This window comes from Acanthopleuribacter pedis, from assembly GCF_017377855.1.
GTDB classification, from domain to species: Bacteria; Acidobacteriota; Holophagae; order Acanthopleuribacterales; family Acanthopleuribacteraceae; genus Acanthopleuribacter; species Acanthopleuribacter pedis.
In genome coordinates this window covers 26,570-50,819 of the sequence record NZ_JAFREP010000011.1, presented here as the reverse complement: position 1 = coordinate 50,819, position 24,250 = coordinate 26,570, and the positions used below count along the sequence as shown (strand labels likewise).

Annotated in this window: 17 protein-coding genes; 10 read left to right on the top strand and 7 right to left on the bottom strand. The window is 57.3% G+C overall.

All coding sequences use genetic code 11. The features are described 5' to 3' along the window. Positions 1-21 precede the first annotated feature (21 nt). The 5 genes from J3U88_RS13130 to J3U88_RS13110 form a co-directional block, all read right to left on the bottom strand. Positions 22-3,708: an SH3 domain-containing protein gene (locus J3U88_RS13130; RefSeq protein WP_207859227.1), complete on the bottom strand. Its 3,687-nt coding sequence runs from the start codon at positions 3,706-3,708 to the stop codon at positions 22-24. 364 nt (positions 3,709-4,072) lie between these two features. Continuing rightward, positions 4,073-4,531, bottom strand: coding sequence for an MAPEG family protein (locus J3U88_RS13125; protein ID WP_207859226.1), 459 nt, complete (start codon positions 4,529-4,531; stop codon positions 4,073-4,075). A 127-nt stretch (positions 4,532-4,658) separates the two neighbouring features. After that, positions 4,659-5,027 carry a VOC family protein gene (locus J3U88_RS13120; protein ID WP_207859225.1) on the bottom strand — a complete coding sequence of 123 codons (369 nt, stop codon included), beginning with the start codon at positions 5,025-5,027 and terminating at the stop codon, positions 4,659-4,661. A gap of 83 nt (positions 5,028-5,110) precedes the next feature. Beyond that, complete coding sequence (locus J3U88_RS13115) at positions 5,111-6,331, bottom strand: sigma-70 family RNA polymerase sigma factor (protein ID WP_207859224.1); 1,221 nt, start codon at positions 6,329-6,331, stop codon at positions 5,111-5,113. Next, positions 6,303-6,695 (bottom strand): YciI family protein, encoded by a 393-nt coding sequence (locus J3U88_RS13110; RefSeq protein ID WP_207859223.1) that lies wholly within the window; start codon positions 6,693-6,695, stop codon positions 6,303-6,305. Before J3U88_RS13110 ends, J3U88_RS13115 begins: the two co-directional genes overlap by 29 nt. 432 nt (positions 6,696-7,127) lie before the next feature. Between J3U88_RS13110 and J3U88_RS13105 the strand changes: the two genes are divergently transcribed. Both J3U88_RS13105 and J3U88_RS13100 read left to right on the top strand, forming a co-directional pair. Further along, positions 7,128-7,553, top strand: a complete 426-nt coding sequence (locus J3U88_RS13105) for a gamma-glutamylcyclotransferase family protein (RefSeq protein ID WP_207859222.1) — start codon at positions 7,128-7,130, stop codon at positions 7,551-7,553. Positions 7,554-7,669: 116 nt separating this feature from the next. Further along, on the top strand, positions 7,670-8,113 hold the full coding sequence (locus J3U88_RS13100) for an ester cyclase (protein ID WP_207859221.1): 444 nt from the start codon (positions 7,670-7,672) through the stop codon (positions 8,111-8,113). Positions 8,114-8,126: 13 nt separating this feature from the next. Here the strand turns inward: J3U88_RS13100 and J3U88_RS13095 are convergent, their stop codons facing one another. Next, complete coding sequence (locus J3U88_RS13095) at positions 8,127-9,410, bottom strand: alpha/beta hydrolase (RefSeq protein ID WP_207859220.1); 1,284 nt, start codon at positions 9,408-9,410, stop codon at positions 8,127-8,129. A gap of 149 nt (positions 9,411-9,559) precedes the next feature. Here J3U88_RS13095 and J3U88_RS13090 point away from each other — a divergent pair, with 149 nt between their 5' ends. The 8 genes from J3U88_RS13090 to J3U88_RS13055 all read left to right on the top strand — a co-directional run bounded on the left by J3U88_RS13090 (position 9,560) and on the right by J3U88_RS13055 (position 23,312). After that, positions 9,560-10,003: a DUF1801 domain-containing protein gene (locus J3U88_RS13090; RefSeq protein WP_207859219.1), complete on the top strand. Its 444-nt coding sequence runs from the start codon at positions 9,560-9,562 to the stop codon at positions 10,001-10,003. A gap of 41 nt (positions 10,004-10,044) precedes the next feature. Then, on the top strand, positions 10,045-10,410 hold the full coding sequence (locus J3U88_RS13085) for a DUF1622 domain-containing protein (RefSeq protein WP_207859218.1): 366 nt from the start codon (positions 10,045-10,047) through the stop codon (positions 10,408-10,410). An 86-nt stretch (positions 10,411-10,496) separates the two neighbouring features. Then, positions 10,497-10,850: a hypothetical protein gene (locus J3U88_RS13080; protein ID WP_207859217.1), complete on the top strand. Its 354-nt coding sequence runs from the start codon at positions 10,497-10,499 to the stop codon at positions 10,848-10,850. A gap of 772 nt (positions 10,851-11,622) precedes the next feature. Further along, the gene (locus tag J3U88_RS13075; protein WP_207859216.1) at positions 11,623-12,135 is read left to right on the top strand and encodes a type III secretion system chaperone; all 513 of its coding nucleotides are present in this window, start codon (positions 11,623-11,625) and stop codon (positions 12,133-12,135) included. A gap of 32 nt (positions 12,136-12,167) precedes the next feature. Continuing rightward, positions 12,168-12,683 (top strand): CesT family type III secretion system chaperone, encoded by a 516-nt coding sequence (locus J3U88_RS13070; protein ID WP_207859215.1) that lies wholly within the window; start codon positions 12,168-12,170, stop codon positions 12,681-12,683. Between the two features lie 153 nt (positions 12,684-12,836). After that, a complete protein-coding gene (locus tag J3U88_RS13065; protein WP_207859214.1) occupies positions 12,837-18,179 on the top strand; it encodes a hypothetical protein in 5,343 nt (1,780 codons plus the stop codon). A gap of 618 nt (positions 18,180-18,797) precedes the next feature. After that, a complete protein-coding gene (locus tag J3U88_RS13060; RefSeq protein ID WP_207859213.1) occupies positions 18,798-19,673 on the top strand; it encodes an ABC transporter ATP-binding protein in 876 nt (291 codons plus the stop codon). Beyond that, on the top strand, positions 19,674-23,312 hold the full coding sequence (locus J3U88_RS13055; RefSeq protein ID WP_207859212.1) for an ABC transporter permease/M1 family aminopeptidase: 3,639 nt from the start codon (positions 19,674-19,676) through the stop codon (positions 23,310-23,312). A 63-nt stretch (positions 23,313-23,375) separates the two neighbouring features. On the opposite strand, the gene J3U88_RS13050 is transcribed toward J3U88_RS13055, so the two are convergent. Then, positions 23,376-24,194 carry an AraC family transcriptional regulator gene (locus tag J3U88_RS13050; protein ID WP_207859211.1) on the bottom strand — a complete coding sequence of 273 codons (819 nt, stop codon included), beginning with the start codon at positions 24,192-24,194 and terminating at the stop codon, positions 23,376-23,378. Positions 24,195-24,250: the final 56 nt, after the last annotated feature.

Genomic DNA, 24,250 nt, shown 5'->3' with positions numbered 1-24,250 from the left:
AAACCCCGTCCACGGGGCGGGCTAGCTCGGGATCCAGCCCACCAACGCTCCCCATTGAACGCGATTCCAGCCGCCCTCGACCTGTTCCAAAACCTCGACCGCCGCACCTTCCGGCACCATGCCGATCACCGGGGCCTCAGCGGACGGCGCCGCCCGCAACCTTTGTCGACCCGGCCCGCGCCATCGCTTGGCCTTGCGCGCCGCGGTCGCACGCACCTCGGGATCCGTGTGCTCTTCCGCGATCAAGGAGAACGCCGCCAAGCTGGGTTCCGCGGTTAGGTTCCCGGCGAGCGCCGAGCTCCAATGAGACTGGGCCACCACGTGGTCATCCATGGTGAAGGCAACCTCGAGATCACCCACGCCCATCCGTTCGATGCGCATGCCGACCAGGTCCCAGGAATCGAAGGCTGCCGCACCGTTCATTTCCGGCGCGCCCAGCGACACCTTGCTCCCCTTGGAAAAGATGCGGTAGAAACTGTTGACCCCGGCGCCGCGTCCCGCCAAATCGGGCGGACAATGAATTTCGGCAAAACCCGGTAACCCCAAACGCTGCACCTGCAACACCGCCTGTCTTTTCGGCGCCTCAATCGAACTGGTTTTGACGGTCCAAATTAAGCGGGTCACCCGCGGGCGCCGGCTTTGGGGTAAGGGGGGCGAAAAGCGAAGGTTTATCGTGAGCGGCGACCAAGCCGGCGGCAAAGCCGTTTTTTGCCGGATCACACCCTTCTTATCGCCAAGAATAAACTGGAGCATATCCTCGGCCGCGTCGCTGGTCGTATGTTCCTGAATACGCGCCCCTTCCGCCGCGGCGGAAAGATAACTCCAACCCCATGACCGCGGCTGCTCCCCAAACACGGCAAACAGCGCCTCGCCTCTGCGCAGGGTACCGTGCCGGTCCGGCGACACCGAAATAATCAGGTTATGGTTTTCCGGTAGAGACGGCCCGCCGGGGTCAAATTCAAGCCGCGAAAGGACCAGCTCGCTCAAACGCGCCGCCTGGCGATGGGGAAGCACCAATCCCAGCGCCATGGGATCCACCACCAGCCCGCCGGTCTCGTTGAGGCGCGCCAACGCACGCGGGGTTTGCGCTTCGCTCAGAGCAAACTGAAGCGGCATGTCGTTTTCACTGAAATTGAAATCATCCACCAGGCGTTCACGAATCCGGTTTAAGTTCTCTTGGAAAATCGGTTTCAAGGCCTCGGCGTAGTCCGCCAACAGCGCGGCGGAAAAGGCCTGTTTCCCTTGCAGCAAGTTCGTGATTTTGTCGGTCACTTTATCCAGCGACCAGTCGACCTCAATGGAGGTCAACACCGTAGACTCGTAGGCCTTGACCATGAGGTATAGGTAATAAACCAGGGTGTTGCGGGCACGCTGTCCCATTTCGCGCACGGCCGTCGCAGCCTCCAGATCAAGCCGTACCAAGTTTTCGCTACGCGCACGCTGCATTTGGGCGGCCGCCAGACCCGCCGCCGACAGATCGGCATAGCCTTCGCCCACCTTGTGTAAGGCACGCATCAGCTTGGTGAGAACCGTTGTTTTACGCTGGTTCAAGTCGCGGATTTCCTCACTCAGGGCCTGCATCTCCGGGCTGTTGGCACTAAGCCGCTGAAGCTCGGCCTCCACCTCCGCTTCCGGGACCTGCAGGGCGGAAACAGCACCGGAAAACTGGCTAAACGCCGGACCCAAACCGGCCCCCGCCTGATGCAACAATTTCTCCCTTCGGCTCGGTTCCTGTTCCACAAACCGCGCGATCTCCTCCTCGGTAACCCCCTCGCCGGACGGCGCGTTGCGCTCGCTAAACTTGTCTCGGAAGGTTTTGACCTTCATCCGCGTACCTTCCGCCTTCTGAGCCGCGGCGTGGGCCTTCTCAAACACCTTGCCGATTTTGGAAAGGGTGTCCGGGGCACTTTCCGCATCGCCGCCCACCAAGTCCGCGGTGACATTCGCCAGGGAGCCCACCGTTCCCAAGACCGGTTGTCCGACGGGAATCACCTGCAGCAAGGCACCGGCGGTTTTCATGCCGAAACGAATGAAGGCCCGCTTCTGGGTTTCACCACGCGCCTCATTCAAAAGCTCGTTTTGCAGGACGACCAGTTCCTCGCCTTTCTTTTCCAGTTCAATTCGCAAATCCGCGAGCTGTGCGCGAATTTCGCTGATTTCGGTTTCGGTTTCCACAACCTCGGCGGCGGTTTGTTTGATGCGGTCATTCACCTGGCCCAAGGTTTCGGCAAGGACCGCGTTTTGTGACTGCAAGCCGTCTTTTGTCTGTTCGACCCAGCGAACCAACAACAGCATGTGCAGCGCGCGATCCAAGGCCTGTTCATAAAGTTGAATGCTGCCGCGCAAAGACAGGAAGGGCGTAAAGCCGGCGGGGTTCCCGAAAAAGTCGCGGTTGGTACGCAGGTGTTGGAGCAAAACAGCCACCTCCGTGCCGGAGCTGGTCCAGTGGGAGCCGAAGGCGTGGTTCCAAGCGGGATCGTTGGGAGCGTCCTCGGCCAGAGCCGCCGCGTAATCTGTTAAAAAAACCTGGAGTTGGTCGCGCGCACCGCCCAAAAAGAGGTCGCGTGCCACCTCAAGCACACGGCGCAGTTGCAAGGGATGCAACCAACGATTGCGTTGGTCCATAAACCGCGGGGCCGGATTTTCGCCGCTCGGCTTTTGCGCGGATTGCCCCGGCGCATCTTTGCCGGAAGTTGTGGTTTTCGGACCACCCGTGGTATCGACCTTGGTGCGCGCGTCACGGGTACCAAAAGCGTTCAAAATGAGTTTGGCGTGGTATTGGGCAGAGCGCGTGGGTGTCCCCGCGGAGCCACCCCGATACCGACGCGTCGGCCGTCCCCCCTTGCCGGGCTTCACATCAATTTGCCCCAGCAAGGTTCGGCTGTTGGTGATCACGGCGCCCCCGTCGCCACCGTTCCCCGGTTTGCCGGGTGCCAGCGCGTCGGTGCCACTGGTGGGAAAATCGCCCCCTTTGGTGTGCAAACCCGTGGTGCCGCGGATGCCGATAAAAGTCCATTCGTAGTCGATTTTGACTGCAATCGGGTCAAAATGAACCGTTGCGCTGTTTTTGGTGGGACTGTACACCGTATCGGTCAGCGTCGCCCAAGCGCGACGACTCACCCCGTCGCGACCATCCAGCCCCTCACCGCCGTGTTGACCCGGTCCCCCATGTGCTGTCAAACGGGCGCGCCCGGTATCGCCGTCGGGATGAACCACTTGGGCGACCCAGAGTTTGAGGGAACCCGCGTGTCGCCCGTGGGCACCATCTTCGCCCGAGCGTCCTTCACCCGCGTTGCGGGCTTTGTCAAGGGTCCAGGGCAAAGGCGAGGTATTGACAGCGGCACGATCATCGGCCCAGATTAAGCGACGGGCGTAAAGGGTGACGGCGGTTTCAGGGAGCCGCAAGGGGTCGTGTATTTCAAGCGTGTCACAAATGATTTCCAGTTCACGAACCGCAACGCGCGGGTTGGCCGGGTCTTGCACCCCGGTTTTGGGATCGACATGCAGGAGCTCATAAAGACCGTTGCTGTGACCTTTTTGCAACACCAGATGAAAACCAACGATGCGATGGTTTTGGGATTGGTCCGCGTTTTCGTGGGTGGTGTGGTCAATGTACCGGGAACTTTTGGGATCCGGCGGCGTGGGATGAGACTGCAAGAAGCGGCGTTGCGGGACGATATGAGAAAGGTCAATCGGTTCCATCGGCATGAAACAGCTCCAAAAAAGGGATGAGGTGTTGCCAGGCATCACGGTGATCAATAGGGTGTCGCTTTGGGTTACCTAAAAAGATAACGACTAACCACCCCGCCACAAAGGGATTTCGGTAAAAAATCTGCATGGGTACCACCCCGTAGCGCCGCCGCCATAGGCCCGCAAAAGGAGCCACGGGCATAGAACCTAAGAAGCCCTTTAAAAAAGAACGCCACCCGCCCACGGCCCGGCACTGAAAAACCGTTCAAACCCAAACTCTTGCACAGGACCGACCCCTAATCATTCCATCCAAACGAAAGCAAGGATTCCAAGCGCCGCGGACGGAACCCATGATCGGCCCTCGAAATCCCCGCCGCGATTTTTACAAGGACAACGCTTGCCCGATGAGACGCGTACCGGCATGGATCCCGGTCACGATCAGGATCAACCACGCCGCGGCATAACTGTTGCGGCGAAGCAGCGGTCGTTGGGTAAGGTAGGCCGCGGTATGGGCCGCACGCGCCAAGAAGAAACCGCCGAAATAAAACATCCCCATCAGCGGTGCCGCCCCGGAAAGAAGATAAATGCCGCCCAACGCCAAAAAGGGAACCAAGTTTTCCAAATTATTGCGGTGGGCTCGGCCCAACCTGGCCGGATCGGGGTGTTCGACGACGACGGTTTCGCCACCGAGCCAGGCCGCATCCTCCTGATTAATAAATTGTTTTAACTGACCACGTGTCCAGGCGGTCGCCGTCCCCAGCACCAACGTTTTTAAGGTTTCCGCGATTAAGACCAAGGCGAACACCGAAAACAACGGCGTATCAAAAATCGAACTGTTCATCGTTCACTCCTAGAGAATCCCCACGTTTTAAACAAGCAGGTGGGTTGGGTTTGGGTTGGTTTTCCGGTTCACCGCACACCAAAGCGAAACCAGGGCAAGGCCCTGATTTCGCCAGGGGAAAAAGGGGTTAGGAATCGGCGTAGGTGATTAAAGCGATGCGTGCGCCGTGGGGATCGCGAAGGGTACAGATTCTTCCCACGCCCGGTGCGGTAAAAGGGGCTTTTTCCAGCGTCGCCCCCGCTTCAAGCGCTTGCCGCGCACGGCCGTCAACATCATCAACGGTCAGGTAGGGCAACCAACGACCGTCGCCCTCGGCGAAACCGCCGATCGCTTGGCCGTCCACCTGAATACACGAATAGGTGCCGCCGTCCGGCATCGTGATCGTGGCGATCTCCCAGCCCAAAACCGTTTGGTAAAACGCAAGCGCCTCGGCCGGTTGCGGTGATTGATGTTCGATCCAGCTCGGCATGCCGTGCCGGGTTTTGTTGTCACTCATGTTGGAACTCCTTGTTCAAAGTCAACGCGGGATGATGCGTCAAACCAAGGACGACGCCGCCAAGGGCGCCCCGACATAAGCGATCAAAAAAGATGAAATTTTTTCATTTCGTGGTGAAGATGGTCTCGGTGCGCGTCGGTTGGCACCAAGGTCAGCGCGCGTTCAAAGGCTGCACGGGCCGCCGTATCGCGGCCTAATCGCGCATAAAATCCGGCAAGGGTTCCGTGAAAATAAAAATAACCGTCGAGCGCTTGGGCCAAAGGTTCCGCGACGGCGAGACCCGCCGCAACGCCGTACGCCTCGGCCGCGGCAACGGCTCGGTTGAGCTGGACCAGCGGGGAATCCTGCAGCCGCGCCAGCAATGCATACAGCCGGGTGATTTCAACCCAATCGGTTTCGTCCGCCGACCGCGCCTGATTGTGGACCGCGGCGATGGCCGCCTGGATTTGGATCGGCCCAGGTTGCTTTTGTTGCAGGGCCTTTTCAAGCAGCGCCGTCCCGGCGGCAATTTTTCGTTCATCCCAGCGCGCACGATCTTGATCGGCCAGAAGAACCAGGCGGCCATCTGAGTCCAGGCGTGTTTCGGAACGGGCGTCCTGGAGCAGACAAAGCGCAAGCAGACCCATTACCTCGGGGTCGTCGGGCAGCAAAGACAACAGCAGGCGAGCGAGGCGAATCGCCTCGTGACACAAGGGTCTCCGAACCGGGTCGGGTCCATGGCTGCCGGCGTAGCCCTCGTTGAACAACAGGTAAATCATGGCAATGACCGCGGCAACCCGATCCCGACGTTCCCGTGGATCCGGGGTTTCGAGCGTAGACACCACCTCGCGAAGGCGCCGCTTGGCACGGGTCAAGCGTTGCTCCATTGCCCGTGGCGCCACCAAAAAGGCCTTGGCAATTTCGGCGAGGGTCATCCCGGTGAGGATCCGCAAGGCCAGGGCTACTTGGTCCTTGGGTTGCAGGCTGGGATGGCAGCAGAGGAACATCAAACGCAACACATCGTCCCCAAAAGGTTGGGCGTCAAGGAGCGCTTCCGGCGAGGCTTCGAGCGGCGATGGACGATCTTCAAGGGTGCCTCGCGGCCGAGTCGAACGCCACACATCAATCGCACGGTTCCGCGCGACGCGGATCAACCAGGCGTCGGGTCGTTGCGGTAGGCCGGATTCGGGCCAGGTTTCCAAGGCGCGAACGCAAGCGTCTTGGAAACAGTCCTCGGCCAGGTCCAGGTCACACAAGACCGCGGTTAAGGCCGCCATGACGCGCGGACGCGCGTCTTTAATCGCCTCGGAGAACAAGCGCGTCACCCTGTCGGAAATCGCCGCCTTCAAAAAAGGCCACGGGGCGAATCTCAAGGGCGCCGCCGCCGATGGGTAATTGCCGGGCGGCCGACACGGCTTCTTCCAAATTCGCCGCTTCCACCAAATAAAACCCGATCAAATGCTCCTTGGTCTCAGCGAAAGGGCCGTCCACCACCACGTCTTCCAGCATGGAACGCCGCACGGTGACCGCGGCGGCCGTCGGCGCCAGTTTGACCACCGCGCCTAACTGGTTCTTGTCGCGTAGGTTATCTTGAAAGGCGAGGTGCTCTTGCAAACGCTGCTCATGTTCTTCCGCGGGCAAACCTGCCAAAAAGGGTTCCGAATCGTAAATAAGCACCGAGTAAAGCATACCGCGTCCCCTCACCGTGTTCGAAAAACCCCCTTCGTCCCCATCAATCATCGGTAACGAAAGGTGCTGGATTCCGCCTCATTTTTAGTAAAGCGAACCGCCCCACCTCAAGCAACCTAAAATTTCAATGGCTTTGCTCGAGACAGCTTAGCCCAGAACAGCACGAAAAAAGCGCGTGCCGAAACCGACACCTACCCTTTGGTTTATGAACATTAGGGCAGTTCGACGAAAACCTTGATACAAGCCCGGCACCGCAAACCGCCTCCCCGTAAATCCTTTTGGGAATAAACAGAAGCAACCCGGTGGCCACTTATTCACTTCAGCAAGGAACAACCCATTCAAGCTTATCTGCCGACGAAACGCCGAGTAGGCGCTAAAATAACTGCATCGCACAATCGCTTGAACTGGGTAAAAAAAGATGGAGCTTGCAGGATGAAAACCGTTTTTTTCTACGGCTTATTTATGGACGTCGCGTATTTGGAACAACAAGGCCTGAAAACGACCATTATCGGCAAAGCGCGGTTGCCCCATTACCGCATCGTGATTGGCAAACGGGCATCCCTGATCCCGGCCGAGGCTTCAACTGCTTATGGGGTGCTCATGAAGCTGTCTGACGCCGAAGCGCAACAACTTTACGCCGAACCGAGCGTGTGTGATTATCTCCCGCAAGCAGTTGTTGCCCAATCCCTGGAAAACGATCAGCCGATAAACGCACTTTGCTACAACCTCCCTCCCGAAGCAGCAACCATCGGTACCAATGCGGCCTATGCCGCACAACTCGCCGCGCTTGCTGAACAACTCGGCTTTCCAGAGCACTATGTTTCGGAAATTAACACCACCCATACCGAACCCTCGTAACGCAAACAAGGGTTGTCTCCAGCTCGTTTCTCGCGGAAACCGCGAGACGCGGGCAGCAGAACCTCAAGCCATCCCGCCCTTGATAAGAACAACCAAAAGCACGATGGAGGAAACCCATGAAAAAGGTGCGTTGTTGCGAGACCATGGCCTATTGGTACGATCAATTGTGGAACCAGCGAAACCCCGAGCCGATTGAAACCGTGTTAGCCGACGACTTTGTGTTGCACGGGCACGGCGGCGAAAAAATTACCAAGCAGGGGTATCGCGCGTTTTTTGACGCGATTTGCCAAGGATTCCGCGAAATCCATCTCGAGGTGGTGGACCAAATCGAGGAAGGCGACCGCTGTGCGATGCGGCTTGCCCTCACCGCGACACTGAACTCTACCGGCAAAAAAGCCGAATTTCAGATGCAAGCGTTCATTCGCTTTGATGACGAAGGTCGCGCGGTTGAAGCATGGGACACCGTCGATTGGTACGGTTATTTGACACGCGTCGATGCACTGCCGGCGGATACCCTCAATTTGGTGATCGAGGAAGGTAAAACCTTCACCGCCTTGTAGGGCACCCAGCCGGCTATTTGGTCTTGGCGGCGGTTTCCGCTTCGGCCAGTTGTTTTTGGTAGGTTTCTACCCGGTCGGGAGTGTACTTTTTGGCGCGGGCCAGGGCCTCGCGATGGGCTTTTAACGCCTCGGCCCGGCGACCCGCGCCGGCGAGGGCCTTGGCTTGTTGGGCGCACAGGTACGGCGATTGCGGGCGATAGGCCGCCGCGCGGGCGAACAGCTCGGCGGCCTCGGCGTAGCGTTCGCGGCCCATCAGCCGACGGCCGTTCGCCGCCAAGGAACGGCCGGTGTTCCACTGATCGGCGGGCGCGAGGATGGGAAAGCCGTATTCTTGCGAAAGCCCCGCGAAATAGGCGTCAATCTTGGCGAGAGCATTGCCTTCCACGGCCTCGAGCTTATCGTAATCTTGGCTGAAACGCGCTTGGGGATACACCTGTTCCAGGACCTCCAGCCAGGCCGGCAACAGAATCGCGTAGTGGTCGTCGTTGGCGAACAGTTTGGCCGTGAGCGGGCGTTTCTTTTGCTGGAGCGGCACCATCTTCTGCGCCAGCTTTTTGATATTTTCGGCGATGGCCGGACTATAGTCCGCGTCGGACAAGGCCGAGGCAACGTACAAGGCGCCGCGTTTTTTGGGTGGCGACGGCATTTTTTGGAGCTGCTCGGTGAGGTGTTCGATAAAGGTTTCGCCCTCGCGGTAGCCCATGCCGAGGATGTCGCCGGCCGCCACGGCGACATGGACATCAAACAAACCGGGGCGACGGCAAAAACTGTCCAACACCAGCACGGCACGGCTCGAGGCGCCAACCAAAAAACGGTAGTCGGCGGCACGGTAATGTTGCTTCAGGTAAGGAAACAATTCGGATTCGAAAAAATCGAGCAGCCGGTCTTGCGGCTGATCAAAAGGCATTTGTTTCCAGTTGGAGGGCCAATAATCACTGCCGTTGGTGTAAACCCGGGGCGCATAAAAGGGATCGTCCTCGCCGGCAAGGGTCACCACCAGGGTTTCCGGCATGCGCCCGGTCAAGACCAGATGGTTCACCGTACCCGCGATCATGGGTGCGAACTGGTGCTCCAGCACCACCACCACGGGATAGGTATGATCCGGCGAAGAGACGGCAAAAGCCTCGGGAAGATAAAGGTGCACCTTCTTATCAGCACCCAACACCTTCGATTCCAGGGTTAGTTCGGTGACCGTGGCAACCGGCCGCGCCTCACCCTTGATCGTGGTTTGCGCCAAGATCCCCGCCGCACTCAAATAAAACAAAATCAACAACCCAACAAAATGCATTTTTCCCATGGGGACACCCTCTCCAAGTTCGTATCAATTTTAGGAATTCCTTGGCAATATACGTTTTAACCGCTCCTTGGTTTTGATTTTCGGTAAAGTGAAACAGGCATCACATCCTCGCGACACCCGCCAAACCCCCGATCCAAAAGGAAACTTTTTTGACCACCAACGTCCATCCCATCCCCTTCCAAACACCCGAGGTCGCAATCGTTTTCGACCGCTTTCCCGACCACCTACGCCCCCATCTGCTCGGCTTGCGCGACCTGATCTTCGCAACGGCGGCCGCCACCGACGGGGTCGGCCCGCTCCAAGAAACCCTCAAATGGGGCCAACCCAGTTACCGCACCACCCAAAGCGGCAGCGGCACCACCCTGCGCCTGGGTTTGCTCAAAGGACAAACCAACTGCTGCGCCCTGTTCGTCCACTGCCAAACCACGCTCATCGCCGATTTCCGGGCACGCTACCCCGACCGACTGCGCTTCGAGGGCAAACGCGCGTTGGTTTTCGCGGCCAACGCGCCCCTCCCCGTAACGGCCTTGCGCACCTGCATCACCCTGGCCTTGACCTACCACTTGAGGAAGAAACCCGGCGGCGACGTCTAACCTGGTTATAATGCGCGTGAGACGGCCAAGGGAGTACCATCATGATGTTTCATATCGCGGAGATCGGCGCCACGGCAATCGGGTTTGTCGGCATTCTGTTTATCTTTTTGGGCAGTATTTTGGCGCTTTGGCAGTACCTGAACTTTGTGGCGTGGGGCAAGTTCTCCATTGACCACGTGCGCCACACGCTCGGCACCTACATCCTGATCGGGCTGGAATTTATGGTGGGCCAGGATATTGTGGAAACCGTGCTGCACACCGACCGCGAACACCTGATCAACCTGGGCCTGATCGTGATCATTCGAACCGTGCTCGACTTCTTTCTGAACAAGGAAATCAGTCATCTCGGCAAAAAGATCCAGGCGCTAAAACACAAGGAAACAGCCGCGGAGAACAGCAAAACCTAAACACCTTTCGCGCATGAGCGAAATGATGCTTCCGCCAAGTTTTACGGTTTACAATCGGGTAAACCAGCCAACTTGGAGGCATGTTCATGAGCAACCATCCCGTGATGGAGTTTTATTATTTTTGGTTAAAAGAAGGGATCACCCACGAGCATTTTATGAAGGTCGACCGCGCCACGGCCCAGTTCCTGAGTACCCGCAAAGGTTTTATTAAGTGTTACACCACCCACGACCCGGTCAAGAATTGCTGGGGTTCGGTGTGTATTTTTGAAACGCACGAACTGATGGCGGAAACGCTCAAGGCCTTTGAACCCGACGGCAGCGGCGCCGCGGGTCAAATCTCCCGTGATTTCTGGGACTGTATCGAAACCTACACGGTTTCGGGATTTCACTTCGACATTCGCGACGAGCAATTCGCACCGAATTACAAGGTTCCGAATTAGCCCGCGTTGTTCCCGCCCACCCGGTTGTGAGGCATGCTCAGGGCGCAACCACTACTTGATTGCGTCCCCCGCTTTTGCCCTCGTAAAGGGCCAGGTCCGCGCGCACCAGGCAATCCTCAATCGCTTCATCGGCGCGGCGGGCAGGACCGGTCGCGCTTCTTAGGTTCAAGGCCCTGGAAAAGGATCACCCAATGGTGAGGCTCACTGACGGCGCTTCTTTAGAATCAAAAACATCCCGTCTCATGAAATTTACAACATGAGCCCATATTCACTTTCGCCTATTTCCTGGATTATTTTTCATACCTCCATATTTTCTCCAAATTAGACGCATAGATTGACGACCAACATAGGCATTGGCTTGTTGTCAATCCCATGGTGAGCGCGGCTTTTTCCATTTTTATCCATGCCGCTGTTCGAAACCCAAGTGTTTCGATTTTTTTAAAACCAGGTCTTGCAATCACGACCTTCTCACCCCCCGATCCATGTTTTGCCATGAGCCGGCAGACTTGCCCCTTCTGGTAAACATGCGAGTGACAACACACCCCTTCGCACCGCTTAATCCATCGTGCCGATCATCCCGACACGGAGCACACCCAAGGCCCCGGTGATCGTGGTGAAAAGCAACACCCCCTGCCGACACGCGAGCCACGACGGGACGCGGTTCCCAGAACATCCCCGCGTGTCCGAGGCGATCACCCGTGTCCGCCGGCTTGGTTCGCCCCTTAGCGGACGTCTGCCGACGCGTGGCCGCCACCCTTCTTAAGGAGCCATTATGACGACCCTCCACGCCCCCTGTTCCGCGGAACTTGAGGCGCTCCGCGCGCGCTTTAACCTGGAGCAACCCGACTGCATCGGTGAACCCGACCGACTCACCCTCCCACTCCAAGACCACGGCCTGGTTTATTTCAAATACCAACCCGACGAAAACGTGGTTTGCCTGAGCACCCGCTTTTTTGAGGTTTCCGCCTCTACCGCCCTCTACGAAGCCTTGCTCACCGCCAACCTATTCACCGAACCGGTCGACTCCCGGCTCGGCATCGAGCCGGCCGGGCACTGCATCCTCTTCGAAGGTACCTATCAACCCGGCGCCGGGAACCCGACGCTCACCGACTACACCCAATCCTTCGTCAACCAAATTCGTCGTTGGCAAGGGTTCCTGGCCGACCATCACGACGACCTCGCCGCGGAGACCGAAACCGGTCACCGCGACGTACCGGATGGTCTGGATGAGCCGGAAAGCTTATTAACCGGTGCCGACTTGCCCCCCATCGGGCTGTTCGCTTAAGCAACCCACACGACCGAATCGGAGGAACCACCATGATGAACCAAACGACCCCTGCAACCACCGACCTGTTGGACACCCTTATGGCTGATTTCGCGGAACGCACCGGCATCGATCATCCAGAACGCGATGACGATGCCTGTTACGGCCTGCTTTTCAATCCATCAACCGTGCTCTACCTGCGCGAGGACCCTGAACGCAACCGCATCACCCTTTTTACCCCGTTCGACCGCGCCACGGATCGCGACCAAGGTAAAGATTGGTGCCGCCTGCTCCAGATCAATGCAACCGAGCCGACAACCCTGCTCCGTTTCGCCCTTGAACCCCAAAGCAAGATCCCGATCCTTATCCTCGAAATCGCGGCCAAAGGTTTAACCATCGACCTTTTGGAAAACGCGGTTGAAGCGGTCCTCGCGGCAGCCGAACGGGCGGAAAAACCCGCTAGCCGAGAAGCCAATCCCGGCGACGGGTTTCAGCCGGAACCCGATTCCGAACACGACGCACCGGTCGAGGAATTCGTCGCCCCGGTTCCCGCCTACCTGTTGGCTTAGCCAACCACCTTCGCCAACCCACCCAAAAATTCAGCCGCCACAAAAAACCCAATTGCCTTTCCGGTTGAACACCCCTTTCGCCAAGTGCCGTTTCGGCCTTCCTTGCCACTCCTGCGAAGGGTCCCCCCATCGATATACAGAGGAGTTCCTACTATGAGTCCCACCCTTCAACAGTTCCGTTCCATTGCCCAAAACCAATCCAACCAGGTCCTTCAAATGGGTCATCAACAAAAGCTTTCCGTTCTCGGACGATTCGGGCACCGCCAGGTCCAATCCATCAAGGGATCGTTGATTCCCAAACTTTCCAAAACGGAGCAAGAAAACAACCAGCAGGTGAAACAGCAGTTCGCCAAAGTATTAAGCAAAAACTTCGACGGTCTGTTTGTGCTTTCCGCCTTGCAGCAGATGGGTCTCAAAAGCGACCGGCCACTGACCACCAAAGACGTGGCATCGATCCTCGAGCAAGGCAAACGGTTTCAAATACTCACCCCTACGGAAGTGCAACAACACCTAAAAAGCGACGGTTTCGGAGAACAGGTACAGCACATCGCAAAAATGGTTCGGGAAGAAAAGCAATACTTCAAGGAGCCCCCTCCCCAAAAACTTCCGAAAAGCCTGGCTCCCATCGCCAAACAGGTCGCCCAAAACCTGAAAAACCTCAAAACACCGGTGACCCGCGCCTTGCTCGATACCGTGGTAAGCCAGGTGGTCACCAAAATGCTCAACAACCAAAACCCCAACTCGGTTGGCGGCTTCCCGGGTCCAAGCCAACTCTTGCACTTAAAAACCCTACCCAAAACGACCCTGGGCATCCCCAAACCCTTCAAATCCAACGCGCCTAAATGGGTGAAAAACCTGGTAAGGCTTCCAAAACTCAGTACACAAAAACAAGGTTTCGGTTTGTCTTCCATCTACTCGAAACTTCAGAAAACCTCATCCAAGGCGACCTACTTCGATAGGGTGGACCTCAAACACAAAAACAAAAATATTACCGGTCAAACCCGTGAATGGGCGCTGAACTTCAGCGCGCTCAAATCACAGCTTGACAACCCCAAACTAACCCTGGACCAACGAAAAATCATCACCAGCCGCGCCTTGGGGTACCTGTACAAATTCGCCGAGGTCGACAACCCAGGCAAATTCGGTTGGCAAAACCATATGTTGGGCACCAGTGCCGGCAGTTATTTCCGAGAAGGGGTTTCGCAACTGTTCAGCAGCTTTAAAGAAGAATTGGAGAATGGGCTTGGCCTGCCCAAAAGATCGGCCTACCCGGTATTCGACCGCAAAGCCATCGATGAAGTGAAACGTCAGTTTGGATTTGCTGATATAAACAAAAAAGCTATTGATATCAACAATTTAAACGACCCAAGCGTCTTCAAAAACATTGCCGCCGCGGCCCTCAAAAAAGATGGTGGCTGTTTTCTCGACATCTCTCACCTGATAAAAAACATCCAAGTGCCCAAAGGCCTCGGCAGCGATAAAGCCGCGGCGGTCGGCAAACAAATCGAGAAGGTCGTTAACCAGGTACGCAAGCAGATTCGTTTGCAGGTCGAAATCCAAGTGCGCCAAAACAACCCCAAAAACACCCCGGTGCGCACCATCGACATCCAGACTCGTGAAATCATGCGCACCATTACGAACCACACCGCCTTGGGCGGCATGATCCGTGTGGGTGACCAGGACCTCTTGATCGTGCGCGGTTTTGACCGATTCAACAAGAACTCGGTGGAGGTCGTAGCCGGGGACGTAATGAACCATAGCGGACACCTGCTCGGTCCAACCCATACCCTTGAAAGCTGGGCGTCGCTGGCACCCAACATGGCGTCCATGTTAAACCGACTTTCCCAGAAAATAAACGACTTACGCCTACCCGACTGGGCAGAATTCCCCAACCCCAATTACCAACTGCAAACCTATCAGGACTTGGATGACTTTTTCAAGGATCCCCATGTCACCAAATTTTTTGGTGCCACGCTTAACCAAAAGGCGCCCACTTACGCCCAAACCTTGGTTCCCCTGGTCCACCGTCAAATGGACGGGCTCCGCACTTCCATCGGAAAAGTACTGTCCGACAAAAATTTGGGTGGCTTGGCCCAATTCGCCCTGAACCGCATGGCCGGTCACATGGAAAAAGCCCTGTCGCAGGTGGGCGACATGCCTCGGTTCCTCAACGACATGCATTTAATTAACGAAGAACTGGCGACGCTGATCGCCTTGGTTAAACCCTACGACCCACAAAGCTTTTCGAAATTGTATGAGCAGGCGGCCGGCATCAAAACCAAAAAAGTCACCGTCGAACCGCGCCACCAATTTAAAAACGGCGGCATGCATGCCTTTAACGCGGTGCTTTCCGGTGTCGAGCAATTAAAGGGCCGGCGTGACCTCAATGTTGTTGCGGTTAAAGGGTCTTATTACGAGGAGTCAGACTACGTCCTCGGTAAGACGGCCCACTACCAAAAAGCCACATTAGATAGCGGCGACATCAAGGGATCCATCCAAAATATCCGCAAAAGCTTGCCCACAGGACAAAAACTCGACCTGTTTCTCGGTGAGTTCCACCACAACATTTCAGCCTCGGTTCAGAAAAGCTACAAGGCTGAAAACCTCATCAACCAGGTTAAGGAACTCTACCAACAAAATCTTGTTTCAAACCGATTCACGGTCGCGATTGACACCACCATCGCCAAAACGGACGGGCCCGAGATCAAAGCCTTCCTGGAAGCGTTTGCCGACAAAATCAACAAGGGCGAGCTCAACGTGGTTTTTTTCCGCAGCGGTCAAAAATTCGACATGGGCGGCAACGACCATTACAACGCGGGGTTTATGGTCTCCTACAACAACGGTAATCAGTTCAAAGGGTTTAACCAGGGTTCCGCCAATATCGGCAGCCCTTCCATTGGGAACCTACAGGGCATGATGCATATCGAACTCACCGCCCAAAAAGAGCTCAACAACTACCGCAAGGCGATTATGGGGGCACACGCCAAACTCCTTGATCCCAATAGCTCGTTGGCCTTACCCCCAAGCTTGCGTGGCACGCAAAAAATGACCGGCAACGAAAGCCTGATGATCACCCCCAACGAGGATCTGGAAAATACCGTGTTCCTCGATATCCGCTCCCCCATCCTCAACAAAATCCCCAAACCAAAAACCAAAACCTTTTTGACGACGGATCCCCAAACCCAAACCATGCGACTGATCGAATCAACGGCCTCTCGCCGAGGTTTACTATTCGCGGGCCGACCCAGTTTCGGATTCGCCCATACCAACACGACCCTGATCGGTGGTCAAAATTTTCGGCTCACCCTGGGAGCCGTGACCGATCAAGAAATCAAGGGTTGGCGTGACCTCTTTGTGGACTTCCGCGACGTCGGTGACCTGGCGGTAGGCTTGCTAAAAGATCCCGTCGCCTTCCGAGATTTTTTGAAGAAAGCCTCACCCAAGTTACTCGATCTGCACCGCGCGCTGAAAAACCAAAAGAAAAGTTACCAGTTTCAAGGGTCCCGGGCGCAGGGCAACCTGAAGGTGGTGTTCAAGGGCAATCCTCAGCCGAAAGAAATCCTGGCATTGGCTAGGGAATGGAACGAGGCAGGGGTACCTTGGGCTGCAGAAGCCTTTTTGACGCGCCTCGAACAATTGAATAAGAACAATCAATTGGGGATGGTCGACCAAATTCACCAATTGAAGTTGTCGGTCATCACCGAATACGCGGCCGGAGGCATGGTGGATCAAGCAACGCGCTTGCTAAGCCATACCCCTATGGACAAGCCCACCCAATCCAAAACGGCGGTGGCCGTGTTGAAGCAGCGGACCTTCCACAATGCTCCGCTTTCCAATGCGGAGAAAAAAACATACAGCACCCTGATCAACATGGCGGGCGCAGACAAAAAGGGGCCTTTGGCGGCCCAGCCCTATTTGGTGCGACTCGCGGAGCGTGAAATCGACAAAGATCCCACATGGGCGTCGGCACAAATCAAGGATCTGGTCCAAAACCACGCCAAGCTCAAGGACGAAGACGCATCGATTCGGGCGATGGAGTTGGCGCTGACGTTCGTCGAGAAACAAGGTGACCTGACGGGACGCGGCGCGGTCCTGAAGTACCTTGCCGACCCGATGAACAAAAACCCCAGTGAGAAGGTCAAGGGGTTAATGCGCAAATTCCTGCTCTCACTCCAAAACCCCCGGCCGAACTTGATTACCGCCCAAACACATTACCAGCAATGGACCAAAAACCTTCCCACTGCATTGGCCTCCGATAACCCCCTGTTTCACATTGCCATGGTCGATAACATTGCGGTTGCCGCGCTTAATGAAGGGAAACCCAAGGTAGCGCTCGGGGCGATTAAAAATCTGGTAACAAATGTGAATCTTAAAAACCCAGCAGCCCAAGGTGAATTCAGAAAACGCATGGTCGCTTTCGTAGATCGTTTGGTGCAGCAGCAACCGAACGAAGTGAAGCCGTTGTTATCCGTTTTGGGCAAAAGCGCCAACCCACTGATCAATTCCATGACCGACGCCGACACGGTCAAACGCATCTTTCACCACCTTGCCGGCAACTTCGCGAGCGCCCCCAGCTTGTACACCCCAATCTTGAAGGCAATGGCTAACTCGGTGAGTCCACAGAATTATGCGGCCATCAACACCGACCTCAAAACCTTGGTTTCGAAAAACAAAAATCATTTCGAGAACCACCCGGAACTAATCAAACGGATACAGGACGGGGTGGTAAAAAATGCCCTGGAAAACAGTGATTACCAAACCTTTTTGGACGCCTTGGAACAACGGGTACGAACCGAACTGGACCTGCCCCCCCTGGTGCAACACCGCAAAGTGTTAAAGGTTATATTGCCCTACGCCATGGACAACTTGGCAATGGATTCCTCCTTTATCGAAAACCGAATGGGCCGTTCAAGCAATGGAAGAGACGCCCAGGTGATGGCACCCATTTTGGCCGAAATGGCTTCCCGAGCTGTAGCAATCAATCACGATGCAGCGGCCTTCGCACTGATAACCCAGCTCATCACGCAACCCGACAGTGCCGAGGACGGCATCACCAAAAAGGTGACGGAGCTTTTGAAACAGGTTCGTGATCGCGAAATCGGTACCGACCGCCTCTTTAAAAAGAACCATTTCGGCATCACCTCCACCCTGATTCAGCAACTGCGCAAACGTATACCAAAGACCTACGGCGCAGAGGGATTAGCCCGCCTGCGCGACCAGATGGGTGACTTGGAAAAACTGGTGGCCATAGACCCAAATAAAAAGGGCGACCCATTAAAGAAATTACTGATCGAAACCTATTTTGAAATTGCGAAAAAGGCGGCTACGTTTCGGGACGGCGCTGAAGTGGTCATTGACGTTTTTGATCACGCCAAAGCCTTGCGAAACAAGACCCTGCAACAGGATTTCGGCATTCGGACCGTCCAACTCACCAAAAAGCTTGGCAGCAGCAAACACCCCAATCTTGTCCAACTCATTCAAAAAAAGGCCCTGTAAAGTTTGAACTGAGGCAACCGGATTCCCCAACCCGGCGACCTTTTCCAAGAAAGGCCGCGGGCAAGGGCGTCCGGTAACCTTGGTTTTACCTAAGAAGCGCGATAAATCGCGGTGATTTTAGCCAAAGATCTGGGCTGCAACGGCCCGTGGACATACGCATCGCACCCGGCGGGTGCGCATCGCGCGCGACCCCGGTCCGCTTTCCCCAAACCATTTCGCTCCAGATTTTTAGCCAAAAACCCTCGCTCTATCGCGCCTCTTAGGTTTTAAGGTCGTCCTCCGCGTCAGAGTCCGGCAACAGCATGCTGATCTGGGGAGAACCGTATCGCTTCTCGAATGAACGCATCATGAGACGCCCCGCCCCGTCGGATGGGGTCGTTTGCAACCCCGCCTTATTTTCCAAACCACTTCACTGCAGATCTTTAGCCAAAACCCCTCGCGGCGGCGCTTCTTAGGTTAAAAGGTTGGTTAGCACGGCTCGCACACCAACCCAGCCAAGGCGACGTGCACAATCGTTCTATCTTCGCACGCGGTCGCGACCCTAAATTGGGTAACACGGCCGACAATTGCCTCCCCACCGTCGGCCGGACACCGCGGGAAAGGAGCCAAGCGAACGCTATGCTACAGATCAATGACTTAACCAAAACTTATGACAACGGGGTGCGCGCGCTCGACGGCGTGACGCTTTCCGTGCCCAAGGGCCTGTTCGGCCTGCTCGGACCCAACGGCGCCGGCAAATCCTCGCTGATGCGCACCATCGCCACCCTGCAAACCGCCGACAGCGGCAGCGTTCGCTTCGACGGCATCGACGCCGCCGCCGCGCCCCACGCGTTGCGTCACCGCCTCGGTTACCTGCCCCAGGATTTCGGCGTGTATCCGCGCATTTCCGCCTACGACCTGCTCAGCCATCTCGCCGTTCTGAAAGGCTTCACCAACCGGGCCGAACGCCGCGAAACCGTTGAGGCCCTGCTCGCCCATGTCAACCTGTTCCAACACCGCAAACACGCGGTTAGCGGGTTCTCCGGCGGTATGCGCCAACGCTTCGGCATCGCCCAAGCCCTGCTCGGCGATCCCGATCTGCTCATCGTCGACGAACCCACCGCCGGCCTTGACCCGGAAGAACGCAACCGCTTCCACAACCTGCTCGCCGCCCTCGCCGAGGACAAGGTGGTCATCCTCTCCACCCACATCGTGGAAGACGTGGCCGAACTCTGCCCGCAGATGGCGGTTCTTGCGGCGGGGCGGATCCTGCTTGAAGGCGCACCGGCCGATTTGATGGACGCGCTCAGCGGCCGCATCTGGCGCAAAACCATCACCTTGGACGAATTGCCCGCGGTTGAAACCGAACTGGAAGTGATCTCCAAACGCCTTTCCGCCGGACGCACGGTCGTCCACGTGCTCGCCGATCAGGAACCCCAAGGGTTCAGCGCGGTGAACCCCGACCTCGAGGACGTTTACTTCTCCACGCTTTTTTCCCATCGAGGTGCCGCCTAAATGTTTCGTGAAATGGTTCTCTTCGAATGGCGTTACCAGTTGCGCCAAGCCTCTTTTTACGTCGCCGCCGCGGTCCTGTTTTTCCTTTCGTTTCTGATTACCGCGATTCACAAGGTCAGCATGGGCGGCGCCAACCTACTCAAAAACGGGCCCTACACCACGGCGCTGATCATGCTGGTTTTTAGCGTGTTCGCCATCTTCCTGTCCGCCACCTTCATGAGCAACAGCGCCACCCGCAACCACACCTCTAAAATGGCGGAGCTGCTTTACTGCAAACCCATCCACGCCGCGCCCTACCAAATCGGCCGCTTCCTCGGCGCCTTCTCCGTGGTACTCGCGCTTTTTGCGGCGGTGCCGCTCGGCCTGATCGCGGGCACCTTGATGCCCTGGGTCGACCCCGACCGGCTCGGCCCTTTCGACATGGGGATGTACCTCAAAACCTTCGCGATTCTGTCGGCACCCAGCCTGTTCGGGTTCTCCTGCCTGTTCTACGTGTTGGCGGTCCGGTTCCGCTCGGCGATGGCGGTTTACCTGGCGGCACTGGCTCTGTTACTCGGCTACGAAATCGGCAGCGATCTACTCAACACACCGGATCACCGCGCGCTGGCCGCGCTGTTGGATCCCTTCGGGTTAACGGCTTTTTTCGAAACCACCCGTTATTGGACCATTTTTGACAAAAACAACGGAAGCCTGTCGTTGAGCGGCTTAATGCTGTGGAACCGCGTGATTTGGGTTGGTTTCGGCCTGGGTACCGCCCTGCTGTTCGGCCGATTGTGGCAACCGCTGGTGCTGCATCCCCCCAAGAAAAGCCGCCGCAACGCCAAAAAAGAAACCCAAGCAACGGCGCCCACCACCGCGCGCCTCAACATCCAACCCCGCCCCGCGGGGAACACGCACAAGCTGCTTTCGCTGATTCGCTTCGAGGTCGGCCAGGTCGTGAAAACACCGTCGTTTGTGTTGCTGGTCCTGCTTGCCGTTTCGCTGCTGGTCGCGATGATTGCAAGCCCGGCCAACGTCTACCAAATCAGCAGTTGGCCGCTCACCATGGTCATGGCCGACACCGTGCGTCATTCCCTGCAAATCTTCGCCCTGGTGGTGATCACCTATTACAGCGCGGAAATCATGTGGCGCGAACGCGAGACGGGCATCGGCGACATCATCGACAGCACGGCGGTTCCCAACGTGGTGTTCTGGATCGCCAAACTCGCGGCGGCCTGGCTGGTCCTGTTCGTCATTCTGGCGGTGGGCACGGCGGTCACCATACTCAACCAAATCATCGCCGGCCATGGCAACCTGGACCCGCAACAATACCTCACCACGCTGTTTGTTTTCGCGGCCTTGCCTTGGATGATGCTTACGGTAGCGGCCTTCCTCTTTCAAGTGTTGAGCCCCAACAAATACGTGGGCATGCTGACCTTCGTGGTGGTGTTGGCCTGCGGATTCGGCCTAAATCTCGCGGGTTTTGGCAACAACCTCCTCATCTTCAGCACATCGCCAGGAGTAACCATCTCGGATTTGAACGGTTACGGATGGGCACTGACCACCCACGCCTGGTACATGCTCTACTGGGGCAGCCTCTCGCTGGTCATGAACTTGGCGGGTTACGCGCTGTGGCGACGCGGCCCACGCGCCGGACTGAAGACCCGCCTGCAAGGCGTCGGAACCCGGCTCGGGTCGGCGGGTACGTTGATCGGCGTCCTAGCCGTAACCCTGTTCCTCGCCAGTGGTGCCTTCATTTATTACAACACCCGCGTGCGCAACCAGCACGTCACCCCGGCCATGGCCGAGGCCGATGCGGTCGCCTACGAAAAGGCCTTCGCGGACCAGGCGGCCATGCCGGTCCCCACCATCACCAAAATCAACGCGGTGGTGAACCTCGATCCTGAGCAGCGCAGCCTGGTGGCAAGCGCCGATTTCGCGGTGATCAACAAGGCGGAGCAGCCAATCAACCGCTTCTTGGTGATGAAACCGGAACACACGCCCAGCGTTTCGATGACCCTCGCCGGCGGCAAACTCACGAACGAGGGAGGTCCCGGTCACACGTTCTGGTTTGTGTTCGACCAACCTCTTTTGCCGGGCGAAGAACGCGCCGGCCGCTTTGAAGTGACCCGCGCGCGGCAGGGCTTCCGCGAGGGCGGCGACGACACGACGCTGGTCCGCAACGGCACCTTCATCAGTAACTTCGAGCTCTTTCCCAGTTTTGGTTACCAGGTCGCCATGCAGTTAACCGACGCCCGCAAACGCCGTCACCACGAACTTCCCGAAACCCACCGGGCCCATAAAATGGACGACGCCCATTTCCACCATCAATCGTTTTTGGGGCCGGGTGTCGGTTTCATCGATTTCGAGATCACCATCGGTACCAGCCCGGATCAGGTCGCGGTGGCGCCGGGTTACCTGCAACGGGAATGGACGGAGCAAGGCCGCCGTTGGTTCCACTACAAAATGGACGCACCGATGCTGAACTTTTATTCGATCACCTCAGGACGCATGGAAGTCACCCGCGACGAGCACAACGGGGTGGCGATTGAGGTTTACCACCACCCGGACCACTTCATGAACGTGGCGCGCATGGTGCAAAGTACCAAAGATTCGCTGGACTACATGACCCGCTGGTTCGGTCCCTACCAGCACCGCCAATTGCGCATTATCGAATTCCCACGCTACCGCGGCTTTGCGCAAAGCTTTGCGAACACGGTACCTTTCACGGAGATTGGCTTTATTCGGGACATGCGCGATCCCCTCAAGGTCGACATGGTTTACAACATTACCGCCCACGAGGTAGCCCACCAATGGTGGGGCCACCAATTGGTGGGCGCGGACGTGCAGGGTAGCGCGGTGCTTTCGGAGACCTTGGCCCAATACAGCGAGTTGATGGTGATGAACGCCAACCTGGGCCTGATGAGCGTGCGGCGCGCATTAAAGGTCGAGTTGGACCTGTACCTGCGCGGTCGGACCCGCGAAGTGTTTGAGGAACAACCCTTGGTGCTCACCGAGAACCAACAGTACATCCACTACAACAAAGGGGCGCTGGTGATGATGGCACTCCATGGTTTGTTGGGCGAGGAACGACTCAACGGGGCGGTGCGTGCATTGCTGGAAGAAAACCGCTTCACCGAGCCGCCTTATCCCCTTTCGGTCGATCTTCAAAAACACCTGGAACAGGTGGCCGATGCGGCGGAACAGGTGGTGATCAAGGACCTGTTCGAGCGCATCATCCTCTACGACCTGAAGATGGCGACCGCGACGGTAACCCCCCAGACGGACGGCCGCTTTAAGGTGCGCCTCGAGGTGGACGCCGCGCGCTTCGAGGCTGACGGGCAAGGTCGCGAAACGGAAATCCCCCTTTCCGAAACGGTGGAAATCGCCTTGTTCGCCGAGGATCCCGACCAGATGACCGACGACGCCGGCATTCTGTACATGGGTCGGCATGGCGTCACCACCGGTCGCAACAGCATCGAGGTGTTGGTAGACAAGCTGCCGAGCCACGCCGGGGTGGATCCCTTGCTGCGGTTTATCGACCGTGACCACGAGGACAATGTCAAACGCGTGACCAGCGCCGAGGACGCAACCACGGAGGAAGAGGTGGTGAAGGAATCGCACGGGCGGCAAGGCGCCTTAGGGACGCCGGCGCCCTAAACACCCTCTTTGAATTGCCGGGAAGGCCGGGTTTCTCCCGGCCTTTTTCATGTGTGTAGATGGTTAGCGCTGAAGCGCGGCCAACCATCTTCTGGGGGTGATCCCGTAGGTTTTGCGGAAATGGCGAGTCATGTGGCTTTGGTCGGAGAACGCGCAATCCACGGCGACATCGACCAAAGCGGCACCTTCCGCCAGTCGTTCGCGCGCCCGAGCGAGCCGGCGCATGACCAGGTACCGGTACGGACTGGTGCCGAACAAGGCGCGGAAATCGCGCGAGAGTTGCCAACGGTCGCGGTCGCAAACGGTTTCCAGTTCCTCCATGGTGACCGATTCATCCCAATGCCGGCACAGATATTGGCGGGCGGTTTCGGCGGCCTGGTAATCAAAGCGCTTGCGCCGTGTCGAGCCCTGGCCCGCGACGGCGTCCATTGCTTGGGCCAGATCGAAAATCGCGTCTTGGTATTCCAAAGGCGCGAGCTGATCCTCGTAACTGCCGAGCAAGCGCGTCACCGCGCAACGCAGGCGCGGGTCGTTGGAAACGCCGTCGGGCACAAAAGGCAGTGCTTTGCCGCCGAGCGCGGCTTGAATGTCGGCGGGTTCCACGTACAGCACGCGGTACCGGAACCCCTCGTCCGTGCCGGCAAAACCGTTGTGCAGTTCGTCGGGGTGCACAATGACGGCGTGGCCGGGTAAGCTGCGTCGCACGGCGCCGCGGTAGTCAAAGGTTTGCACGCCGGCAAGGGTCCAGCCGATCGCATAGGTATCGTGGCGGTGTGGGGCGTAGGCATTGTCGGCAAAAAAAGCCTCAAACCGCTGCACGGCGCCGGGCGCCTGAAAAATCCAATCGGAAGAGGTTCGGTGGTGGGGGTTCGGTTTCGTCATGATGGGGCCAACGGCACGGAACCGTGGTTCGTTTAGTCAAAAATGCTGTCCATCCA

Coding starts and splice junctions, on each gene's coding strand:
- J3U88_RS13080 (WP_207859217.1), top strand. CDS start 10,497: ATGAGCAACCATCCCGTGATGGAGTTTTATTATTTTTGGTTAAAAGAA.
- J3U88_RS13120 (WP_207859225.1), bottom strand. CDS start 5,027: ATGAGTGACAACAAAACCCGGCACGGCATGCCGAGCTGGATCGAACAT.
- J3U88_RS13100 (WP_207859221.1), top strand. CDS start 7,670: ATGAAAAAGGTGCGTTGTTGCGAGACCATGGCCTATTGGTACGATCAA.
- J3U88_RS13060 (WP_207859213.1), top strand. CDS start 18,798: ATGCTACAGATCAATGACTTAACCAAAACTTATGACAACGGGGTGCGC.
- J3U88_RS13065 (WP_207859214.1), top strand. CDS start 12,837: ATGAGTCCCACCCTTCAACAGTTCCGTTCCATTGCCCAAAACCAATCC.
- J3U88_RS13110 (WP_207859223.1), bottom strand. CDS start 6,695: ATGCTTTACTCGGTGCTTATTTACGATTCGGAACCCTTTTTGGCAGGT.
- J3U88_RS13105 (WP_207859222.1), top strand. CDS start 7,128: ATGAAAACCGTTTTTTTCTACGGCTTATTTATGGACGTCGCGTATTTG.
- J3U88_RS13125 (WP_207859226.1), bottom strand. CDS start 4,531: ATGAACAGTTCGATTTTTGATACGCCGTTGTTTTCGGTGTTCGCCTTG.
- J3U88_RS13085 (WP_207859218.1), top strand. CDS start 10,045: ATGATGTTTCATATCGCGGAGATCGGCGCCACGGCAATCGGGTTTGTC.
- J3U88_RS13075 (WP_207859216.1), top strand. CDS start 11,623: ATGACGACCCTCCACGCCCCCTGTTCCGCGGAACTTGAGGCGCTCCGC.
- J3U88_RS13055 (WP_207859212.1), top strand. CDS start 19,674: ATGTTTCGTGAAATGGTTCTCTTCGAATGGCGTTACCAGTTGCGCCAA.
- J3U88_RS13130 (WP_207859227.1), bottom strand. CDS start 3,708: ATGCCGATGGAACCGATTGACCTTTCTCATATCGTCCCGCAACGCCGC.
- J3U88_RS13095 (WP_207859220.1), bottom strand. CDS start 9,410: ATGGGAAAAATGCATTTTGTTGGGTTGTTGATTTTGTTTTATTTGAGT.
- J3U88_RS13070 (WP_207859215.1), top strand. CDS start 12,168: ATGATGAACCAAACGACCCCTGCAACCACCGACCTGTTGGACACCCTT.
- J3U88_RS13050 (WP_207859211.1), bottom strand. CDS start 24,194: ATGACGAAACCGAACCCCCACCACCGAACCTCTTCCGATTGGATTTTT.